20 protein-coding genes and 1 pseudogene are annotated in these 20714 nt (G+C 70.2%); 9 read left to right on the top strand and 12 right to left on the bottom strand.

The window, feature by feature from the left end; translation table 11 throughout:
* Window positions 1-7: 7 nt before the first annotated feature.
* On the bottom strand, window positions 8-1105 hold the full coding sequence (locus NG1_RS28985) for a CE1 family esterase (RefSeq protein ID WP_157114289.1): 1098 nt from the start codon (window positions 1103-1105) through the stop codon (window positions 8-10).
* 212 nt (window positions 1106-1317) lie between these two features.
* Between NG1_RS28985 and NG1_RS28980 the strand changes: the two genes are divergently transcribed.
* On the top strand, window positions 1318-1857 hold the full coding sequence (locus NG1_RS28980; protein ID WP_062976076.1) for a GNAT family N-acetyltransferase: 540 nt from the start codon (window positions 1318-1320) through the stop codon (window positions 1855-1857).
* A gap of 7 nt (window positions 1858-1864) precedes the next feature.
* Here NG1_RS28980 and NG1_RS28975 read toward each other — a convergent pair whose 3' ends face one another.
* The 3 genes from NG1_RS28975 to zapE form a co-directional block, all read right to left on the bottom strand.
* On the bottom strand, window positions 1865-2608 hold the full coding sequence (locus tag NG1_RS28975; protein ID WP_062976132.1) for an alpha/beta fold hydrolase: 744 nt from the start codon (window positions 2606-2608) through the stop codon (window positions 1865-1867).
* Between the two features lie 64 nt (window positions 2609-2672).
* Window positions 2673-3455: a tyrosine-protein phosphatase gene (locus NG1_RS28970; protein WP_062976074.1), complete on the bottom strand. Its 783-nt coding sequence runs from the start codon at window positions 3453-3455 to the stop codon at window positions 2673-2675.
* A 66-nt stretch (window positions 3456-3521) separates the two neighbouring features.
* The gene (gene zapE / locus NG1_RS28965; protein ID WP_062976072.1) at window positions 3522-4538 is read right to left on the bottom strand and encodes a cell division protein ZapE; all 1017 of its coding nucleotides are present in this window, start codon (window positions 4536-4538) and stop codon (window positions 3522-3524) included.
* 35 nt (window positions 4539-4573) lie between these two features.
* Here zapE and NG1_RS28960 point away from each other — a divergent pair, with 35 nt between their 5' ends.
* The 4 genes from NG1_RS28960 to msrB all read left to right on the top strand — a co-directional run bounded on the left by NG1_RS28960 (window position 4574) and on the right by msrB (window position 8779).
* The gene (locus tag NG1_RS28960) at window positions 4574-5335 is read left to right on the top strand and encodes a pyrimidine reductase family protein (RefSeq protein ID WP_062976070.1); all 762 of its coding nucleotides are present in this window, start codon (window positions 4574-4576) and stop codon (window positions 5333-5335) included.
* A gap of 31 nt (window positions 5336-5366) precedes the next feature.
* Window positions 5367-6914, top strand: coding sequence for an alpha/beta hydrolase (locus NG1_RS28955; RefSeq protein WP_062976068.1), 1548 nt, complete (start codon window positions 5367-5369; stop codon window positions 6912-6914).
* An 81-nt stretch (window positions 6915-6995) separates the two neighbouring features.
* Entirely contained in the window at window positions 6996-8339 is a 1344-nt protein-coding gene (locus NG1_RS28950; protein ID WP_245660109.1) for a glycosyltransferase family 87 protein, read from the top strand.
* Window positions 8336-8779, top strand: a complete 444-nt coding sequence (msrB, locus tag NG1_RS28945) for a peptide-methionine (R)-S-oxide reductase MsrB (RefSeq protein WP_062976057.1) — start codon at window positions 8336-8338, stop codon at window positions 8777-8779. The genes NG1_RS28950 and msrB overlap by 4 nt, the downstream gene beginning before the upstream one ends.
* An 85-nt stretch (window positions 8780-8864) precedes the next feature.
* On the opposite strand, the gene hemQ is transcribed toward msrB, so the two are convergent.
* The 5 genes from hemQ to hemE all read right to left on the bottom strand — a co-directional run bounded on the left by hemQ (window position 8865) and on the right by hemE (window position 14060).
* On the bottom strand, window positions 8865-9560 hold the full coding sequence (gene hemQ, locus NG1_RS28940; protein WP_062976055.1) for a hydrogen peroxide-dependent heme synthase: 696 nt from the start codon (window positions 9558-9560) through the stop codon (window positions 8865-8867).
* 4 nt (window positions 9561-9564) lie between these two features.
* A complete protein-coding gene (locus tag NG1_RS28935; protein ID WP_062976053.1) occupies window positions 9565-10809 on the bottom strand; it encodes a globin domain-containing protein in 1245 nt (414 codons plus the stop codon).
* On the bottom strand, window positions 10806-11279 hold the full coding sequence (locus NG1_RS28930) for an RrF2 family transcriptional regulator (protein ID WP_062976130.1): 474 nt from the start codon (window positions 11277-11279) through the stop codon (window positions 10806-10808). The genes NG1_RS28935 and NG1_RS28930 overlap by 4 nt, the downstream gene beginning before the upstream one ends.
* Before the next feature lie 177 nt (window positions 11280-11456).
* On the bottom strand, window positions 11457-12818 hold the full coding sequence (locus tag NG1_RS28925; RefSeq protein ID WP_062976051.1) for a protoporphyrinogen oxidase: 1362 nt from the start codon (window positions 12816-12818) through the stop codon (window positions 11457-11459).
* Between the two features lie 186 nt (window positions 12819-13004).
* Window positions 13005-14060: a uroporphyrinogen decarboxylase gene (gene hemE, locus NG1_RS28920; protein ID WP_062976050.1), complete on the bottom strand. Its 1056-nt coding sequence runs from the start codon at window positions 14058-14060 to the stop codon at window positions 13005-13007.
* A 131-nt stretch (window positions 14061-14191) separates the two neighbouring features.
* Between hemE and NG1_RS28915 the strand changes: the two genes are divergently transcribed.
* Window positions 14192-14830: a DUF3000 domain-containing protein gene (locus tag NG1_RS28915; protein ID WP_084499271.1), complete on the top strand. Its 639-nt coding sequence runs from the start codon at window positions 14192-14194 to the stop codon at window positions 14828-14830.
* Between the two features lie 139 nt (window positions 14831-14969).
* Window positions 14970-16208 carry an HRDC domain-containing protein gene (locus tag NG1_RS28910; protein WP_062976048.1) on the top strand — a complete coding sequence of 413 codons (1239 nt, stop codon included), beginning with the start codon at window positions 14970-14972 and terminating at the stop codon, window positions 16206-16208.
* 19 nt (window positions 16209-16227) lie between these two features.
* Here the strand turns inward: NG1_RS28910 and dxs are convergent, their stop codons facing one another.
* Window positions 16228-18126, bottom strand: a complete 1899-nt coding sequence (gene dxs / locus NG1_RS28905; RefSeq protein WP_062976046.1) for a 1-deoxy-D-xylulose-5-phosphate synthase — start codon at window positions 18124-18126, stop codon at window positions 16228-16230.
* Between the two features lie 327 nt (window positions 18127-18453).
* Between dxs and NG1_RS28900 the strand changes: the two genes are divergently transcribed.
* Window positions 18454-19128 (top strand): SIMPL domain-containing protein, encoded by a 675-nt coding sequence (locus NG1_RS28900; protein ID WP_062976044.1) that lies wholly within the window; start codon window positions 18454-18456, stop codon window positions 19126-19128.
* 24 nt (window positions 19129-19152) lie between these two features.
* Here NG1_RS28900 and NG1_RS28895 read toward each other — a convergent pair whose 3' ends face one another.
* The gene (locus NG1_RS28895) at window positions 19153-19452 is read right to left on the bottom strand and encodes a DUF1330 domain-containing protein (RefSeq protein ID WP_062976042.1); all 300 of its coding nucleotides are present in this window, start codon (window positions 19450-19452) and stop codon (window positions 19153-19155) included.
* Between the two features lie 122 nt (window positions 19453-19574).
* Between NG1_RS28895 and NG1_RS28890 the strand changes: the two genes are divergently transcribed.
* A complete protein-coding gene (locus NG1_RS28890) occupies window positions 19575-20378 on the top strand; it encodes an enoyl-CoA hydratase (protein WP_062976040.1) in 804 nt (267 codons plus the stop codon).
* Between the two features lie 4 nt (window positions 20379-20382).
* Here the strand turns inward: NG1_RS28890 and NG1_RS28885 are convergent.
* Window positions 20383-20714: pseudogene (locus tag NG1_RS28885) on the bottom strand (class I SAM-dependent RNA methyltransferase); the annotation flags it as partial.

The raw sequence follows: 20714 nt of genomic DNA, 5'->3' as shown, positions 1-20714 counted from the left end.
GTGACCCTCAGCGGTGCAGGGGACCTTCCAGCGGATGAGCCAGGAAGAAATCCCACATGATCTCGTCGGCGCTGATCGACGCGGTGGTGGCGCCGACCAACGGCACGGGCGACACCACGGACGGATTGCCCGGCCACGTGTGGCCGCCCTCGATGATCGAGTAGAACTCGACGGCGCTTCCAGCGGGGCACGGATAGCTCGACAGCGTGACGTCGGAAGCGATCTGCCGCCCGATGGGGTCGAGTCCGCAGCCGTTCCGGCGCGCCCATGCCGCCGCCTGCGCCGGAATGCTCTCCGGGCCCGGCCCGGTGATCACCGGGCGGCCCGTTCCGGCGTCCGGCCGCACGACCGAACCCGAGCCGTCCGGGGCAGGCAGGAACCGGGCGTTGGGACCCGTGCCGCCGGTATAGGCGACGATCGGATCCGCGGTGCCGTGGAAAGCGACCACGGGCACCGGACGCTCGGTGCGGCACCACGCGAAGTCCTGCAGTCCGGCCACCGGCGCGATCGCCGCGATCCGGTCCGAGAGCTGACATGCCAGCGACGAGGTGGTGAAGGCGCCCATCGACAAGCCGGTGACGTAGATCCGGCGGCGGTCGACGCACAGCGACGACTCGATGTGTGACATCAGATCGGACAGGTAGGCGATGTCCCCGCTGCCCTCACCGAAGTCCCAGCGGGGTAGGCCCGGTTGCTCGAGTTGCGGGGTGACGGTCACGAACCCCTCGGCGGCCCCCAGCGCACTGATACCGCTGCCGACGTGCTCGAGTTCCGCCGATTCGAGATAGCCGTGCAGGTCGAACACGACAGGTGCCGGTCGCCCCTGCTCGGTGCGGGGAACGTCCTGGATGTAGGTACCGGCCCTGTCGCCCGCGACGAATCTCGGCGTCGATCGCCCCGGCGCCGCCGCAGGCGCAGCACACCCCGCGGAAGCGACCGGATCAGGTGATGACGCCGATCCGTCGGCCCCCGCCGCACCGGCGCCCGCCGCGAGAGCGGCGGCCGTCACCACCGCGCACGCCACCCGGAATCGCCCGGTCATCCGCCGCGGTTCGCGGGCGACGCGGCCAGGTCGGGCAGCACTGAAAATCATGCTCTTGAACATGAGAAGTATGTTTACATCTGCGCGCGAGAAGCGACAGTCACGCCGGACTCTCCTATTCACGCCGTGACGGTCGCTGGGCCGCTCAGCAGGAGTCCGGCCCATGCCGTGTTCATTGTCGATGGCCGCCATCGTCCCTCGGGCCGGCGCTATGGGTGTCTCATCCAAGGTGTGGGCCGCCACCTCCGGCGCTGGGTATGTGCTCTGATGGAGGTATGAGCAACCTCCCAGTCATCGTCGACCGGGCCGGGCTGTGGGACGCGGAAGCGCTCAGCGACGTCGCGGCGGCGACCTTTCCGCTCGCGTGTCCGCCCGAGGCGACGCCCGACGACATCGATGTCTTCGTCGGCGAAGCGCTGTCGGGCGAACGCTTCGGCGAATACCTCAACGACCCGGCCAGGATCGTGCTCAAAGCCGTCGCGGACGACGAGATCGTCGGGTACGCGATGCTGGTGACGGGCGGCCCGGCCGACCCAGCGGTGGTGGAGTCGGTCGGGCCGCACCCGATGGTGGAGATCAGCAAGATGTACGTGCTACCCGGCCACCACGGCACCGGGGTCTCCACCGCGCTGATGAAGGCCGCGCTGGACTGGGCGCGTGCCGAGGGGCATCCCGGCGTCTGGCTCGGCGTCAACCAGGAGAACGCGCGCGCACGGCGCTTCTACGCGAAGCACGGCTTCGCCGAGGTGGGCACCAGGACATTCACCGTCGGCAACCAGATGCATCGCGACTATGTACTGCGGCTGGTCTTCTAGTTCCGGCTCAGCGCAGGAAATCCACGAGCGCGGTGTGGAACACGGGGTTCACCACCGCCATCAGGTGATCGCCGGGCACCACGGCGAGCGCGCCGTTCGGCAGCGCCGTGGCGAGGCGCTCGGGTTCGGCGGCGAACGGGTCGTCGGCGCCCGCCAGCACCAGCGCGGGCACGGTGATGTCCGCCAGAGTCTCGATGGGACGGTCGTCGAGACCCGTCGCCACCGCGTGGATGGCGTCCACGTCGGCTCCCACCGCGTCGGCCAGCACCCGGAACATCTTCGCGGTCGGTGACGCGCCCGCGCCGTCGCCGGTCATCGCTGCTTGCAGGTCGGGCAGGTCGATCACGCGGCGGTCGACGCCGCCGCAGTCCAGCACACCCGAACCGATGCCACCGACGGCCAGCCGCCGCACCGTCGCGGCCACCATCAGCGAGATCACTCCGCCCATCGAGTATCCGACCTGCGCGACTTCGTCGAAGCCCAGCTCGTCGTAGAGCGCGCGCACGTCACGCGCCATGGCCTGCCACGAGTACCGCGCCGCCTCGTGCGGCTTGCCGGAACGACCGTGGCCCCGAGCGTCCAGGGAGACCACGGTGTGCCCGGCGGCTTGCAGAGCCCCGACCACGCCGGTGCTCATCCAGTTCGCGTTGGTGTCCGCGACCACCCCGTGCTGAAGGACGACCGGGACGCCCTCGCCCTCCCAGACCCGGTAATTGAGTTCCAGGCCGTCCCATGTCTCAAACTTCGCCATGCCGGGATCGTAGTGCACGCCCCGGCCCGGGACCCCCGAAGTGGATGTTCGGCCGAGACGCCGCTCAGCCCAGCAGCCGGGCCCGCAGGGCGGCGATATCGCCGTCGGTGAGCCTCAGTCCGTCCCGGACGTAGGCGTCGAAACTGCCATAGGTCAGGTTCGCCTGGTCGAAGGCGGCGTCGAGCCAGGACGCCTGGACACCGTTGAGCGGATCGTCCTGGCTCGCGTTGCGGAACCGGTTGGACAGCAGGTAGTCCTCGGTGACGGTGGCCCGATCCACCCCGAGCAGGGTGAGCAGCACCGCCGCCGTCCAGCCGGTGCGATCCTTGCCCGCGGTGCAGTGGAACAGCACCGCCCCGTCGGCGCCGGTGATGTCGCGCAGCACCGAGGCGAAAGCCTCGTTCGCGCCCGGCGCTGTGATGAACGCGCGATACAGCCCATCGCCACCGGTGAGCGTGGTGGCGATGACCTCCGGTGGAGCCTGGCCGATCACGTCGGCCCAGTGCGCTGTCGCGCCGGCGGGCAGCCGGTCGGGCCCGAGCGTCCGCTCGTAGACCGTGCGCAGGTCGTGGACGGAGCGCACACGGCGATCGCTCAGCGCGGCCAAATCCTCCGGCGTCGCGTTGTTCAGCTGCCCGGTGCGAAACACCAGACCGGTGCGCACGATCCGGCCGTCGGCCGTGCGGTACCCACCGATGTCGCGGGCGTTCTGCACCCCCCGCAGGTGCAGAGCGGGATCGGCTACGACGGCCGCGGGCGGATCGGCCTGCGCGATGCCTGCTACCGGTCCGAAGGCAACCGCCAGACCGGCTGCCATCGCGACCGGGGCACGGAAACCAGGGGCCATTCGGCTGCTCCAATCATCGGTTCTCGGGCTCGCACCCGTCGGTCTCGCCGGAGGGTCGAGGTCGCGTCAGGCCGCGACTTCGAACCGCGACAGCGCGAGAAGACGCGAGATGGCACGCAGGTACTTCTTGCGGTAACCGCCCTCGAGCATCTCCGCGGAGAAGATCTCGTCGAGTTTCGCACCCGACACCGTCACCGGGATGCTCGCGTCGTAGAGCCGGTCGGCCAGCACCACGATGCGCAGCGCCACGGCCTGATCGGTGACCGGATGCACGTTCGAGACGAACACCGACGACACTCCGGAGATCAGCGCGCCGTACTTCGACGGATGCAGCGTGCTGAGGTGCTTCAGCAGCGCGTCGAACTCGTCGAGGGTGGCGCCCGGTGTGCTCGCGGCCCGCTCGGCGAGCACCTCCGGCGCGGTGGGCGCCGGGGCGGGCGGCAGGTCGCGGTGGCGGTAGTCCGGCCCGTCGACGCGCACCGCCTCGAAGATGGCGCCGAGCTTCTTGATCTCGCGCAGGAAATCCTGTGCGGCGAAACGCCCTTCGCCGAGCTGACCCGGCAACGTGTTCGACGTGGCCGCGATCGAGACACCGGCGGCGGACAGTTCGGTGAGCAACCGGGATACCAGCATGGTGTCGCCGGGATCGTCGAGTTCGAATTCGTCGATGCACAGCACGCTGTTGCCCGACAGGCGCTCGAGAGCGTTGGCGAAACCGAGCGCGCCGACCAGATTTGTCAGCTCACCGAACGTGCCGAACGACTTGGGAGCGGGCGAGCTGTGGAAGATCGAGGCGAGCAGGTGGGTCTTGCCGACACCGAACCCACCGTCCAGATACAGGCCCGCGCCGCTGACCTGCTTCTTCTTACCGAAGAAGCTCTTCTTGCCGGCGGCCTTGCTGATCTTGGCGACCTGTCCGGCGAACTCCGCGGCCTTGCCGACCGCGGCCGCCTGACTCGGCTCCTTCGGGTCGGGGATGTAGGAGGCGAAGCTCACCTCGTCGAACATGGGCGGAGGCACCATCTGGGCGACGAGCTGATCGGCCGGGACCTCCGGGTGCCGATCGACGAGGCGTTCTTGCATGAACGAAGCCTAGAGACGTGGTGTGATCTGGTCTCATGCAGCGTAGCCAGAATGCGATCCAGCTCACAGGACTAAGCCCCGACGACCTCGCGCAGTTGTACGCCTTCCCCACCGCGCTCGACGCGCCTTTGATCAGGGCCAATTTCGTCTCCAGCATCGACGGCGCCGCGACCAGCGGGAACCTCACCGAAGGACTGGGCACGCCGGCCGACCGGACGGTGTTCATGTTGCTGCGGGAACTGGCCGAGGTGATCGTGGTCGGCGCGGGCACGGCGCGCGCGGAGAACTACGGCGGGGCGCGCACCGACCCGGCGCGCAGGCGCGCGTTCCACGAGCGCGGCATCGGGGGCCATCCCGACGGCGCCCCGCCGCCGATCGCGGTGGTCACGGCGAGCGCGGCGCTCGACCCGGGCGCGCGCCTGTTCACCGATACCCAAGTGCCGCCGCTGATCATCACGACGGTCACCGCACCCGACGACCGCAAACAGCGCTTGGCGGACGCGGGCGCCGAGGTGATCGAAGCGGGTGACATCGCGGTGACGCCGGCCGGCCTGCTGCGGGTACTCACCGAGCGCGGCCTGCTGCGGGTACTCACCGAGGGCGGCCCGCACCTGTTCGGCGAGCTGCTGGAGGCCGACGTGGTCGACGAACTCTGCCTGACCACCGCGCCGCTGCTGGTCGGCGGCGCGGCGCGGCGAATCTCGCTGTCCGCCCACGAGTTCCGCGTCCGCATGACGCGCGCGCACGTGCTGCTGGACGACGACGGCACGATGCTCACCCGGTGGGCCCGTCGATGAAAGAACCACCCGAACCTGGCAGGCTGTAGCAATGCGCTGGACTCGGGCCGCCGTGCTTGCCGCCACCCTCTCGATCGTGACCGCCGGTTGCGGCGCGGGACCGTCGGATCGTCCCGGTGTCGCGGTGCAGCGCCCGCCCGTCGCGGGCACCGCGACGACCTCCGCCGCACCCGCGCCGCCGCCGAGCGCCGAGCTGCCCAAGACCGACCTCGGCTGGCGGGAATGCACCCAGCCGACCTTGGATCAGCTCGGGCTCGGTCCCGCGCCCGCGGGGCTGGTGCTCGACTGCGCCGAGTACTCCACCCCGATCGACTCGACCGGCGCGGTACTGGGCAGCTTCCGCGCCGGCGCGTTGCGGGCCAGGCTGGCGCAGACCCCCGCCGACGCGCCGCCGCTGGTGCTCACCTCCGGTTCGGATCGTTCCTCCTCCGCCACCCTGGCCGGATTGGCCGCGGGCCCGGCCTCCGCGCTGCTGGCCGCCCGCCCGATCGTCGCGGTGGACCGGCGCGGTATCGGCACCTCACAGCCGATCGACTGCCTGCCTGCGGACATCCGCCGTGGCCTGGCCGAGAACGCCCAGTCCGCGGGCGACCCGGTGGCGCGGATGACGAAGCTGAGCCAGGACGGCACCATCGCCTGCCGCGACTTCCTGCAGCCCTACGAGGGCGCCTTCGACGCTCCGCACGCCGCCGACGACATCGAACAATTGCGCAGGCAGTGGCAGGTGGAGCACATCGCGCTACTGGGCACGGGCAACGGCGCGAAGGTCGCGCTCAGCTATGCCCGCAAATACGGTGACCATCTCGCCCGGCTGACGCTCGACTCCCCCGAGCCGGTCGGGACCGACTCCGTGACCCGTGCCGAACAAGCCGTGCAGGGCGCCGAGGCGGCGCTGACGGCGTTCGCGCAGCGCTGCGTCGGCGTCGGCTGCTCGCTCGGCGCCGACCCGCGCGCCGCGGTCATCGATCTGGTGAACCGGGCCGGGAGCGGTGGCCTCGGCGACATCTCGGCGAACGCCCTGCTCACCGCGGTGTCGGGCTTTCTCGGCAGCCCGCGTGCCGATCAGGCCGCTCGGGTCGCCGAGCTGTCCGACGCGCTCGCCGCGGCCGGCCGCGGCGACCGGGACTCGCTGGACGCTCTGATCACCCGTGAAAGCGCGGCCATCGCGAGCGACGGCCAGTTCGTCAACCGGTGCACCGACACGCAGTTGCCGCCGACGCCGGACAAGGCCACCGAGCTCGCAGGCACCTGGGCGGGCAAGTATCCCGTCTTCGGCAAAGCGGCGGCCATCGGACTGATGGAGTGCGCCGCCTGGCCGGTGTCGACCGCCCCACCGATGCCGGAGAAGCTGGACATCCCGGTGCTCGTACTCGGCGGGGTCGCCGACCCGGTGGTCGGCAACGGTGGTCAGTCGTCGGTGACCGGCGCGCTCGGTTCCGCCGGCGCCCGTCACGCGGCGCTGTCCTGGCAGGGCTTCGGTCATCCGGTGGCCACGCACTCGGGCTGCGCGCAGCGGGCGGTCGTCGACTATCTGAAGGACGGCAAACTCCCCGCAGACGGTACCGCCTGCCCGGCCTAGCGCCGCTCGAGCGGCCGAACGAGCGGCGAGTCGGGCAGGTCCGGCCAACCGCCGGTAACCGATCCGGTGTACCGTGCCCCAGTGTTCCTTCGACCGCTCGAGCCCCGGACCGCTCGCACCACCGCCGAGGTGATCAAGTTCGCACTCTGGCCCCTGGCGGTCATGACCGTGCTGAACCGGGTTTTCATCAAGGCTGTCAACGGCTTCATCACCGACGACTACCGGCCGGTCTACCAGGCATCGCTCGACTTCTTGAACGGGCGTCCGGTGTACACCGCGAACTTCGACTCGGTGGACCCGCATTATCTGTACCCGCCCAGCGGCACCCTGCTGATCGCGCCGATCGCGGCCATCGACTACGAGAAGTCGCGCTGGCTGTTCATCGCCCTGAACGCGATCGCGATTCTCCTCGCCTGGTACCTGCTGCTGCGGCTGTTCCGCTACACGCTGAACTCGGTCGCCGCGCCCGCGCTGCTGCTGGCGATGTTCACGTCCGAGACCGTGATCAACACACTCGTGTTCACCAACGTCAACGGCTGTGTGCTGTTGGCGGAGCTGATCTTCATCCACCTGCTGCTGAAACGGCGAGACCTGTGGGCGGGCGCCGCGCTCGGATTGAGTATCGCGGTCAAACCGACCCTCGCTCCGTTGCTTTTGATCGCGCTCGTGCGCGGGCAGTGGAAGGTGTTCGTCACCGCGCTCGGCGTGCCGCTGGGGTTGACCGCGATCGCCTGGCCGCTGTCGAAGGATCCGGAGAAGTTCCTCACCCGCACCGCGCCCTACATCTTCGAATCGCGCGACTACTTCAACAGCGCGATCGTCGGCAACGGCGAGTACTACGGGCTGCCGCCGTGGCTGACCTGGGGTATGCGCGTGGTGCTCGGTGTGCTCGTGCTGATCTCGCTGTGGCTGCTGTACCGCTACTACCGCGAGGACGAGCTGTTCTTCGTCTGCACCGCCTCCGGCGTGCTGCTGACCGCCTCGTTCCTGCTCAGCTCGCTGGGGCAGATGTACTACTCGATGATGCTGTTCCCGTTCCTGATGACGGTGGTGCTGCGCAACTCGGTGCTGCGCAACTGGCCGGCCTGGCTGGCGATCTTCGGGTTCATGAGCTACGACAAGTGGCTGTCGGACCGCTGGCAGCACATCGGCCGCAACCTGGAGTACCTGCGCATCACCTTCGGCTGGGGTCTGCTGCTCATCGTGGTGTTCTGTGTGCTCGGCGACCGCTATCTGGCCGCGCGGCGGGAAGGCAGGCTGCCGTTCGGCATCGATCCCGCGTGGATGAGGTCCGCGCCGGACCCGCGCGGCGAGGCGCCGCAGCGTCCCGTCCCGGCGGCCGACTCGACCCCGGCCGCGGAAACCCCCAGGCCACACAACGGCTCGGCGCCGGTGGAGCAGAATCGTATTAGCGTGGAACCATGAGTTCCGAAGCCGAGACGTCCCTGCCCGCGCCGCGCATTCAGCTCACGCCGCAGGAATGGCGAGTGAAACTGGACCCCGAGGAATACGCGGTGCTACGCGAGGCCGCCACCGAGCGGCCGTTCGTCGGCGAGTACACCGACACCAAGACCGAGGGCGTCTACGTGTGCCGGGCCTGCGGCGCCGAGTTGTTCCGCAGCACCGAGAAGTTCGACTCGCACTGCGGCTGGCCGTCCTTCTTCGATCCGGCGGCGTCCGACGCGGTGATTCTCCGGTCGGACGACTCGCTCGGCATGCACCGGGTCGAAGTGCTGTGCGCGAACTGCCACAGCCACCTCGGCCACGTGTTCGAGGGCGAGGGATACAGCACGCCCACCGACAAGCGCTACTGCATCAACTCCATCGCCCTGCGACTGCACCCCTCGGACAGCGCAGCGGAGTAACAGCCCGACGCTCACCGGCAGCGTACGGACTTCCCGCCGCTCGGCGCATGCCCCGAAAACTCTGGGCAAGCGGTCCGGTGCGGCATCAGGGCAGAGCGGCGATCAGTTCCTCGACCTCGACGCGGGGGCCGGTGAAGAACGGGATCTCCTCGCGCACGTGCCGCCGGGCGTCGGTGGCCCGCAGATCGCGCATCAAATCGACGATGCGGTGCAGTTCGGGCGCCTCGAACGCCAGGATCCACTCGTAGTCGCCGAGCGCGAACGAGCTGACGGTGTTGGCCCGCACGTCCGGGTAGTCACGCGCGGCCTTGCCGTGTTCGGCCAGCATCCGGCGGCGTTCCTCGTCGGGCAGTAGATACCACTCGTAGGACCGGACGAACGGGTACACGCAGATGTAGGCGCCCGGCTCCTCGCCGGCCAGGAACGCCGGGATGTGGCTCTTGTTGAACTCGGCGGGCCGGTGCAGCGCCGCGTTGCTCCAGACCGGCGCGCTGGCCCGGCCCAGCTCGGTGGTGCGGCGGAAGTCGGCGTAAACGGCCTGCAGGTCCTCGATCCGCTCGGCGTGCGTCCAGATCATGAAGTCGGCGTCGGCGCGCATCCCTGCCACGTCGTAGATGCCGCGGACCACCACATCGCGGTCCGCGAGACCGTCGAAGAACGCCTTGGCCTCCTTGGTCGCGGCGTCCCGGTCCTCGCCCAGCACTCCGGGCTGCACCTGGAAGACCGAGAACATCAGGTAGCGGATGGTGGAGTTGAGAGCTTGATAGTCGAGTCGCGCCATAGCACTATCGTGCCACTCGCTCCGGAGCGCCCGCGTCGCCGGGCGTGAACTGCTCGATGTGCACCCGGGCGTCCGGGATCCCGGCGGCGCGCAGCTGACGCCGGATATCGCGCAGGAACATGGGCGGACCGCAGACATAGACGTCGGCGTCGCCGGGCAGGCTCAGTGCCGAGAGATCGACCCTGCCGTGCCGCGCGCCGGGAGCCGGTTCCTCGTACCAGATTTCGACGTCGGCCTGTTCGAGCCGGGTAGCGAGTTGCCGGAGCCGATGGCGCAGCGGATGGGTCCCCGGTCCACGATCCGCGTGCACGATCAGGGTGCGCCGCCACGGGGCGTGAGCGGCGAGGTATTCCAGGATGCCGACCGTCGGGGTCACGCCGATTCCGCCGGAGATCAGCACCAGGGGGGTCGTCGCGGCGGTATCGATGACGACATCGCCGAACGGGAGAGTGATCTGCAACGGGTCGCCGGGGCGCAGATGCTGGTGCAGCCACGAGGACACCTCGCCCGCCGGGCAGCCATCGGCCGCCTCGACCCGTTTGACGGCGAACGACAGCGCGCCATCGCGCGGCCGCCCGACCAGGCTGTACTGACGCAGCTGGCGCGCGCCGTCGGGAAGGCGCACGCCGACCGAAACGTACTGTCCCGGAACGAAGCCCGGCAGCTCGGTGGCCGGGTCCGCCGACTCGACGGTGAAGACGGCGACACCGGAGGGGTCCTCGTCACGCGCCAGGACGCGCACATCCCGGAAGACGTCGCCGGAATCCACGCCCGCCTCGGCGTAGAGCCCCTTCTCCTGGTCGATCAGGGTGTCGGCCATCAGCCAGTAGACCCGATCCCAGGCCGCCGCGACGGTCTCGTCGACCACGTCGGCGCCGAGCACTTCCACAATGGCGGCGAACAGGTTGTCGTGCACGATCCGGTACTGCTCCGCAGTCACCCCGAGTGACGCGTGCTTGTGCGCGATCCGCGACAGCATGGTGGCCGGGTGCGGCAGCGCGGGGTCCACCAGGTATGTGGCGAAGGTGGCGATGGAGGCGGCCAATGCCCGCTGCTGACTGCCCTGTGCCTGATTGCCCCGGTTGAACGTGTCGCGCAGCAGCTGCGGGTGGGCGTCGAACATGGTGCGGTAGAACACCGCCGTGATGCGGTCGATGTTCGCCGCCACGAGCGGCAGGGTCGCGCGGACGACCTCGGCGTGCCGCGGTTCGAGTTCCGGTTCGGCACGGACAACGCTGTCGAGGTTCATGACACTTCCTTCATCTCAGGGGAAACATCCGCCGTCGGTCGGACGAGTAAATGCAGCAACCCGGTGGTCGACGAGGTGACCAATTCCTCTATCGAATAGCGGTCCAGTTCGGCATAGAAAGCTTTCTTCGCGTCACCGAGAATTCGACGCAACCGGCACGCGCCGAGTAACGGATACGGATTCGGTTCGCCGCACTGCACTACGTCGCGGTCGCCTTCCAATTCCCGGATCAGCTCACCGACCGACGCGCCGCGCCCGGCCGCGGTGATGAAGAGCCCGCCGGATCGTCCGCGGTGTGCCTGCACCAGGCCCAGCTCGACCAGCCGGGAAACCGCTTTGGCCACATGCTTTTCCGACGCGCCCACCTGCCGCGCGATGAGCTTGGTGGTCACCCTGGAATTCTTCTCGTCCTCGACCGCCAGCCGCATGATGGTGCGCAAACCGATATCGGTGAAGTGCGAGAGCTGCATGCCGATCACGCTACCGGCGAATTCCCCCGATTCCGCATACCAGCGAAGTGTTCTTAATTACGCCGATTCGTGCGCATTTTCAGCGGAATTGCCGAGCAGGCCCGGGAAAAGCGGAAAATCACACCGGCGGTATCGCACCGCCCCGGCGTGCACGAGCGGGCGCGACCCGGTGTCCACTCAGCGTGCGCTGCCCGCACCGACCGTCGCCGCGATCCGCTGCGCGGCGGCCGTGCCGGAGGCGACGCACGCGGGCACCCCGACGCCGTGCAGGTACGCGCCCGCGACCGCCAGCCCGTCGAGCGCCGCGACCTCGGCTTCGACGGCCGCGATGCGGGCCGGATGGCCGGGCGCGTACTGGGCGAGACCGCCCGGCCAGCGCCGCACGACAGCCTCGATCGGCTCGATGGCTGCCCCGGTGACGGCAGCCAGGTCTTCGGTGGCGGCCGCGACGAGTTCCGCATCGGGCCACGACAGCGGCGAGTCGTCCCCGAACTTGCCGAACGAGACGCGGACGAGGGCCGTTTCGCGTCGCGCGAGATGCGTCCATTTGCGGCTGGACAGCGTGAACGCCTTCGCGCGCAGCGGCTCTCCGGTGGCGACCAGGATGCCGGAGTTCCGCGGCAGCGCGGTCTGGCGGGGCAGCGCCAGCGCGACCACCGCCGACGAGGAGAGTTCGACACCCGCCAGTTCCGCCGCGGCGGCGGGAGCGACGGTCTTCAGCAGTCGCGCGGTCACCGGGGCAGGGGTAGCGAGCACCACCGCGTCGACGGCGCCGACCGGGTCGACCACCCAACCGCGCAGTCCCCTGGCCAGACGCGTCACCGGGGTAGCGGTGACAAACCTCGCCTCGGAGCGTTCGGCGAGTGCCTCGAGCAGCACCCGGTACCCGTCGCGGAGGGCCCCGAAGACCGGTGCGCTCGAAGGCGGTGGCAGCGCGGCGCCGACGGCGGCGGTGAGGCTGCTCGCGCCATTGTCCAGCGCGGCGGCGAGGGTGGGCAGCGCGGCACGGACACCGATGGATCGGGAGCTTCCCGCGTACACGCCACCGAGCAGGGGGTCCACGCTGCGCTCGGCGACTTGCGTGCCGAAGCGGTCGGCGACCAGCTGGTAGACGTCGATATCGGAGCCCGGCTCCCAGCTCAGCGGCCGGTCGGGTTCGGCGGCGATCCGCCGCAGCGTCTCGGCGTCGACCAGATCGCGCATCGACTCGGCGTTCGACGGAATACCCATCAACGTGCCCTCCGGAAGCGGATGGGCGGCTCCGGAGGACCACAGCAGCGGCCGCAGACCGGCAGGCGTCACCAACTGCGATTCGAGCCCGAGTTCCCGCAGCACCGCGGGTACCTCCGGCCGTCGGCCGACGAACGCTTCCGCGCCGAGATCCAATGGCTCTCCGGCCAGTTCACCGGTGTAGAGGATGCCACCGACCCGTTCGGCGCGATCGAGTACGACCACGTCGGCATCCGGGCCGAGCAACGTCCGCAACCGATACGCGGCCACCAGTCCGCTGATCCCACCGCCGACCACCGCGATACGCATGCCTCGACCGTATCGTGTCCCGCCACGGCGACCGTCCGACGGCCGGCCGCCCGATGACCCGGCACACATCGCGTCCACGGCGACAGCAGCCGCGCCGCACGCGGCTACCACCTGGGCCGGACGCAACCGGCCACTGCGAACCCGGAACCCTGCTCGATCGGACGCGCCTCCCCGCCGCGCGTTGCCCTACAGCTCGTGCACGAGTTCCACCAAGGCGGTCAGCACGCCCGGATCGGTCTCCGGGAGCACCCCGTGGCCCAGGTTGAAGATGTGCCCGGTGGCGCCGAGCGTGATCGCCTCGTCCGCTTCGCGCGCGATCCGCCGGGCATGCGCCTCGACGGCGGCGGGGCCCGCGAACAGCACGGCGGGATCGAGGTTGCCCTGCAACGCCTTTCCGGGCCCGACGCGGCGGACGGCCTCGGTCAGCGGCACCCGCCAATCGACACCGACCACGTCGGCGCCCGCCTCGCCCATGGCGCCGAGCAGCTCGCCGGTTCCTACCCCGAAGTGGATGCGCGGCACCCCTGCCTCGGCGATCTCGGCGAACACCCGCTCCGAATGCGGGAGCACGAAATCGCGGTAGTCGGCCAGCGAGAGCGCACCCGCCCAGGAATCGAACAATTGCACCGCGTCCACACCGGCCGCCAACTGGGCTTGCAGGAACGCGATGGTGATGTCGGTGAGCGCGCCGAGCAGCGCGTGCCAGGTCTGCGGGTCGGCGTACATCATCGCCTTGGTGCGCTCGTGGTTCTTGCTCGGACCGCCCTCGACCAGGTAGGAGGCCAGGGTGAACGGCGCGCCCGCGAACCCGATCAGCGGCGTCTCCCCCAGCGCGTCGACCAGCAGTCGCACGCCGTCGGTGACCGCCCCGACCTCCTCGGGCCGCAACCGGGGCAGTGCGCGCACGTCGTCGACCGTCCGCACGGGCGCGGCGACCACCGGGCCGACGCCGGGCACGATGTCCAGATCGATCCCCGCCGCTTTGAGCGGAACGACGATGTCGGAGAACAAGATCGCCGCGTCGACCTGGTGCCTGCGAATCGGCTGGAGGGTGATCTCGCACACCAGCTCCGGGTCGAAGCAGGACTCGAGCATCCCGACGCCCGCGCGCACCTCGCGGTACTCGGGCAGCGAGCGTCCGGCCTGGCGCATGAACCACACCGGACGCCTGCTCGGCGTCGTGCCGGTAGCGGCGGCCAGGAACGGGGCATCGGTCAACCGGCGGCGGGTATGAGTGCTCATCACGGCTATCGTATGCGGGCCCGGCAGGAGGGCGGACGCGGAGGCGGCAGCGATGACAGCGCAGACGCCGCCCGGCCCGTAGCGGCGCGCCTCCGACTGCGCGGGGGGCACAAGGTCTACCGTCAGCAGTCGTGACACCGCTCGACTTCCGCGACGGCGCCGCACCGACCGAGGGACCTCATGGCGAGCCAGCTCAATTTCGCGCCGCGGTCGAGGCGATGGGCACCGCAACCGTGCACCCTCGGATCGAGCTCGCGCCCATCCGGCCGCCGCAACGGCTCGCACCGTACTCCTACGCCATCGGCGCCGAGGTCGCCCATCCGGAAACCCCTGTCGTGCCGATCGATTCCGAAGGCGACGCGTTCGGCAGATTGATCCTGCTGCACGATCCGGACGGCGACGACACCTGGCACGGCACCCTCCGCTTGGTCGCCTACATCCAGGCCGACATCGACGCCGCGCTCGCCACCGACCCCCTCCTGCCAGAGGTGGCGTGGAGCTGGCTGGTGGACGCGCTGGAGTCACGCACCGAGCCGTTCACCGCGCTGGGCGGCACGGTGACCTCGACCAGTTCGGTGCGCTATGGAGACATCGCCGGGCCGCCGCGCGCCCATCAGCTGGAACTACGCGCCTCGTGGACGCCCGTCACCACCGATCTGCGCCCGCACCTGGAGGCGTTCTGCGAGGTGCTGGCCTACGCGGCGGGACTACCCCCGGCCGGGGTGACCCAGCTGCGGGTACCACCCGGCTTGTCCGGCGATCGTCCCTGAGCACGCCCGCCGGTGTGGCGTGACCTGCGCCGGAATCACCGTCACGCGCTCCACCCGGCACATCGCGCCCGATCCGTCGACACACTTATGCCCCGATAGGACGGCGGCGCCGTAGAGTCGGCACGTAGAGTTCAACACCATGTCCGTACCAGACCAATCCGAACCCTCGGCCGCGACGCCGCTGCTCGCGCCGGTGGAGGGCGTGCCACCGGTACTGGACACCGCCGCCGAGATCAGCGCAGCCGCCGCCCGGCTGGTGGCGGGCACCGGCCCGCTCGCCGTGGACGCAGAGCGCGCCTCCGGATTCCGCTATTCGGCGCGCGCGTATCTGATCCAATTGCGCCGCGCGGGCGCGGGCACGTTCCTCATCGACCCCATCCCGGTCACCGACGCACTCGGCCCGCTGGCCGACGCGATCAACGGCCTGGAGTGGGTACTGCACTCCGCCGACCAGGATCTGCCGGGGCTGGCCGAACTCGGCTTGCGCCCGGCCCGGCTCTTCGACACCGAGTTGGGCGGACGCCTCGCGGGTTTCGAGCGCGTCGGGCTCGCCGCGATGGTGGAACGGCTGCTGGGCAGGGCGCTGCGCAAGGGGCACGGGGCGGCCGACTGGTCCACCCGCCCGCTGCCCGCCGAATGGCTGAACTACGCCGCCCTGGATGTCGAACTGTTGCTGGAACTGCGCGACGCCGTGGCCGAAGCTCTCGACGAGCAGGGCAAAATGGATTGGGCGGCACAGGAATTCGAGCACATTCGCACCTTGGACCCGCCCGCGCCGAAGGCAGAGCGCTGGCGGCGCACCTCGGGCATCCACACGCTGCGCCGCACCAGGCAGCTCGCGGTGGTGCGCGAGTTGTGGACCGCCCGGGACGCGCTGGCCCGCGCCCGCGATGTGGCGCCCGCTCGCATCCTGCCGGATGCCGCGATCATCGCCGCGGCCACCGCGGAGCCCAGAAACATCGCGCAGTTGCGCACCCTGCCGGTATTCGGCGGGCCACGTCAGCGCCGGTACTCCCGCGAATGGCTCGCCGCGATCGAACGCGGCCGCACCTTGCCGGACAGCGACCTGCCCCCGCTCACCCAGCCGTTCGACGGCCCGCCGCCGGTCAACCGCTGGGAGCGCCGTGATCCTGCCGCGGCGGCGCGCCTGACCCGGGCACGAGCCGCCATGGGTGACCTGTCGACCGAGCACTCGATCCCGGTGGAGAACTTGCTCGCGCCGGACCTGGTGCGCCGCCTGTGCTGGGACGGGCTGCCCGACTACGCCGCGGTCGAACCCTCCGCCGTCGACGGATTCCTGAAGTCCGGCGGCGCCCGGCCATGGCAACGAGAGCTGGCCGTCGCGCGGCTGGCCGCGGCGCTGCCGCCGTCGGACTAGCCCCCGCTCGCCTCCGGCGTCAGCGAGCGGCGAGCCACCCGCTGATCCGCCGGGCGATATCCGGACCGGTGAGGCCGAGTTCGGCGTGCACTTCGCCGCGTGCGGCATGGTCGAGGAACTGCTGCGGAACACCGAGGTCGCGGGCCGGGATGTCCAGCCCCGAATTGCGCAGGCGAGCCGACACCGTGGAGCCGATGCCGCCGTGCAGACCACCGTCCTCCAGCGTGACCACCATCCGGTAGTTCTCCGCGAGCTTCAGCAGGGTGTCGGAGACCGGCAGTACCCAGCGCGGGTCGAGCACGGTGACCGAGATCCCTTCGGAATCGAGCAGGTTCGCCGCTTCCAGGGCCGCACCGGCGAAGGACCCCACCGCGACGAGCAGGACATCGCCGCGCACCGCCTGCACCGAGCCGCCCTCCGGCTCCGCCATCCGCAGCACGTCGATGCCGTCGAGTCGCTCGACCGCCGAGATGTCCTCGGCCACGCTCCCTTTCGGGAAACGCAGCGCGGTCGGCCCGTCGTTGACGGCCAGCGCCTCGGCCAGTTCCTCCCGCAGTGTCGCGGCGTCGCGCGGAGCGGCGACCCGGATGCCGGGGATGATCCCGAGGACCGAAAGGTCCCACATGCCGTTGTGGCTGGCGCCGTCGGAACCGGTGATGCCCGCGCGGTCCAGCACCACGGTGACCGGCTGCTTCAGCAGTGCCACGTCCATCAGCAACTGGTCGAAGGCGCGGTTGAGGAACGTCGAGTAGATCGCCACCACCGGATGCATGCCGCCGAGCGCGAGCCCCGCGGCGGAGGCCATGGCGTGCTGTTCGGCGATGCCGACGTCGAACATCCGGTCGGGGAAGCGCTCGCCGAACGGGGCCAGTCCGGTCGGGCCCGGCATCGCCGCGGTGATGGCGACGATGTCGGCGCGGCGCTCGGCCTGCTCGATCAGCTCCTCGGAGAACACCGAGGTCCAGCCGCGCGCCTTCGGACCGCCGACGGGGACGCCGGTCAGCGGATCAATGGGGTCGCAGGCGTGCATCTGGTCGGCGACATGGTTCTCGGCGGGCGCGTAGCCGCGGCCCTTCTGCGTCACCGCGTGCACCACGACGGGTCCGCCGAAGTCCTTGGCCCGGCGCAGCGCGGACTCCAGGGCGACGACGTCGTGGCCGTCCACCGGCCCTACGTACTTGAGGCCGAGGTCGCTGAACAGTTCCTGCGGGCTCACCGCGTCCTTGATGCCCGCCTTCACCGCGTGCACCATCGAGTACGCCGATTCCCCCACCCGCGGAATGCTCTTCAGGATGCGCTTGCCCGCGTCGAGGGCGTGCTCGTAGGCGGGCTGGGTGCGCAGCGCCGTCAGCCGTTCGGCCAGGCCGCCGATGGTGGGCGCGTAGGAGCGGCCGTTGTCGTTGACCACGACGACCACCGGGCGGTCCGGGGCGGCGGCGATGTTGTTGAGCGCCTCCCAGCACATGCCGCCGGTGAGCGCGCCGTCGCCGACGACCGCCACCACGTGCCGGTCCTGCCCGCTCAGCGCGAACGCCTTCGCCAGACCGTCGGCGTAGGACAACGCAGCGGAGGCGTGCGAGGACTCCACCCAGTCGTGGGCGCTCTCCGCTCTGCTGGGGTAGCCGGACAGGCCGCCCTGCTTGCGCAGCGAGTCGAACTGATCCTTGCGCCCGGTCAGGATCTTGTGCACGTAGGCCTGGTGCCCGGTGTCGAAGATCAACGGGTCGGCCGGTGAGTCGAAGATCCGATGCAGCGCGATGGTGAGTTCGACCACACCGAGGTTCGGACCGAGGTGCCCGCCGGTCGCGGCGACTTTGCGCACCAGGAACTCGCGGATCTCCTCCGCCAGCTCGCGCACTTGCGGCACGGTCAGCCGGCGCAGATCATCGGGCGTGTCGACCCGGGAAAGCACTCCCACCTGAACTAGCTCCCTCCGGATAGCGCATCTGATCCGATCAGTCTACGGAGCGGCGGCTGATGCTCCCGCACGAGAACGATCACACCAACCGACCTGGCGTCGAAATGTGAGCCTCGACATACGGTACCCGGACGGAGTGACAAGGTGGACCGGGCCGAGCAAGTGGCCTCGCCGGGAAGCGAATCCGGGTGGTGGCGCGGATCGGCGGCGGCGTCCACCCGGAGCGACTCGCCCCGGAGCCTGACGCCGAGCGAGGACCGCCGCGCCACCCCTCGAAGCAGGCACGATGGTGCGGTACGCATCGACAGCGAGCGACGAGGAGACGTTGTGGGCAAGAAGACCGATTCGCGCGCGGGCACCGTCACGACCTACGGGCACGGCACCGCCCGCGCCACCCCCGACCTGATGCGGGTGACCATCTCGGTCGAATCGCGGGCGAGCAAGGTCGCGCTCGCCTACAGCCGGGCCGGTGAGCGTGTCGCCGCGGTCGCGCGGTCGCTGCGCTCCGACGGCGTGGACGGCTCGGACATCGCCACCAGCGGACTGTCGGTGCAGACCGAGACCGTGTGGACCGAGGGGCAGGGCAACCGCATCACGGGATACCTCGCGAGCACATCGCTGACGATCGCGTTGCGCGAGGTCGGCGAGGACGCCGATCCCGCGCCCGGCACCGTCGTCGCCAACTGCGTCGAGGCGGGCGGTGACGACGTCCGCCTCGGTGGACTCGTCCTCACCTTCGCCGACCAGGAGGCCCTGCTCACCCGCGCCCGCGACGCCGCATGGGAGAACGCCCTCGCCAAGGCCGAGCAGTACGCGCGGCGCGCGCAGCGAACGCTCGGCAAGGTCGTGGAGATCACCGAGAACACCGCCTCCGCGCCGCCGGTGCCGCGCGCGCAGTCCATGTCGGCTCCGATGGAGGCCTACCGCGCCGCCGCGATCCCGGTCGAGCTCGGCGAGAGCGAGATTTCCGCGGGCATCCGCATCACCTGGCAGTTGGACTGACGGCGGGTCCCGCGGGGTCCGCGTTCACGAACCGTGACCGAGACCGCGCACCAGCAGGCTGACCGTATCCGCTCCGGCGTGCCGATCCTTCGAGATCTCTTGATATTCCGGCGATTCGGCCCAGGCGCGGAAGGACGGTTCGTCGGGGAAGGACATCAGGACCACCTTCTCGCGGTCGGTGACGCCCTCGATGGTCTGCGGGGACTCGTCGGCGGCCAGCAGCGTGCCGGAGTAGCGGAGGAAGACGTCCAGGAAGCGCGCCTGGTAGCGATCGTAGGCGGCGCGATCGGTGAACTTCAGTTGGGCAATTGCGTACACGGTCATGGCGGTGACTCTAATTGGCCGATCCGGCGCCCCGGCTCGGATCCCGCGGCGGCGCGCTCGATTTCGTCGTCGCGCGGGTCCCACCGTGCCTATATTGAGGTCGTCACCGATCGGGAGGTCGCATGTCATTCGTGCTCATCGACACACCGCGGCCGCACATCGCCCTGGTGACGCTCAATCGGCCCGAACGGATGAACGCGATGGCGTTCGACGTGATGATTCCGCTGCGCGAGGCGCTGGAGCAGGTGCGCGCCGACAACGACGTGCGGGTCGTCGTGCTGACCGGCGCGGGACACGGTTTCTGCTCGGGAGCCGACCTGACCGGCGCGGGAAAGGTGCCGAACGTCGCCGGGCTGACCGTCACCAGCGTAGCGCGGCGTTCGATGGATCTGCTCAACGACGTGTTGATCACGCTGCGGCGGATGCACCAGCCGGTGATCGCCGCGGTCAACGGCGCGGCCATCGGCGGCGGGCTGTGCCTGGCCGTCGGCGCCGACATCCGGCTCGCCGCCGAGGACGCGTATTTCCGCGCCGCGGGCATCAACAACGGCCTGACCTCGGCCGAACTGGGGCTCAGCTATCTACTGCCCCGCGCCGTGGGCGCGTCGCGCGCGTTCGAGATCATGCTGTCCGGCCGCGACGTCGACGCGACCGAAGCCGAGCGCATCGGTCTGGTCTCGCGCGCGGTTCCGGGTCCTGAACTGCTGGGCACGTGCTACGACCTGGCCGAACGCATCATCGGCTACAGCCGGGTCGGCACCGAGCTCACCAAGCGCATGCTGTGGAGCGGTATGGAGGCGGCCGGCTTCGAGTCACACATGCAGCACGAAGGCACGGCTCAGCTCTACGTGCGCCTCACCACCGGCAATTTCGACGAGGCGATGCGCGCCCGCCGGGACCGCAGGCCACCGGTCTACGAGGACTGACCGCTCAGCGCCGCAGCAGCGCCAGGCATTCCACGTGGTGCGTCGCGGGGAAGGCGTCGAAGGCACGCAGATCGGTCAGCCGGTAGCCCGCGGCCTGATACAAGCCGAGGTCGCGCGCGAACGCGGCGGGATCGCAGCCGACGTGGACGATCCGCGCGGGCCCACTGGCGGTGACGGCGCCGATCACCTCTTTGCCCGCGCCGGCGCGCGGCGGGTCGAGCACGACGACATCCGGGGCGGCCCCGCCGATGTGCTCGAACACCCAGCGCTCCACCCGCTGGGCCCGCAGCTCCACCCAGGGCAGGTCGCGCAAGGCGGCGGCGCCGTCGGCCACCG

The organism is Nocardia gamkensis NBRC 108242 (assembly GCF_001612985.1).
Lineage (GTDB): Bacteria > Actinomycetota > Actinomycetes > Mycobacteriales > Mycobacteriaceae > Nocardia > Nocardia gamkensis.
Note: the sequence above shows the minus strand (reverse complement) of the source record. Positions and strands in the feature narration are given on the sequence as shown.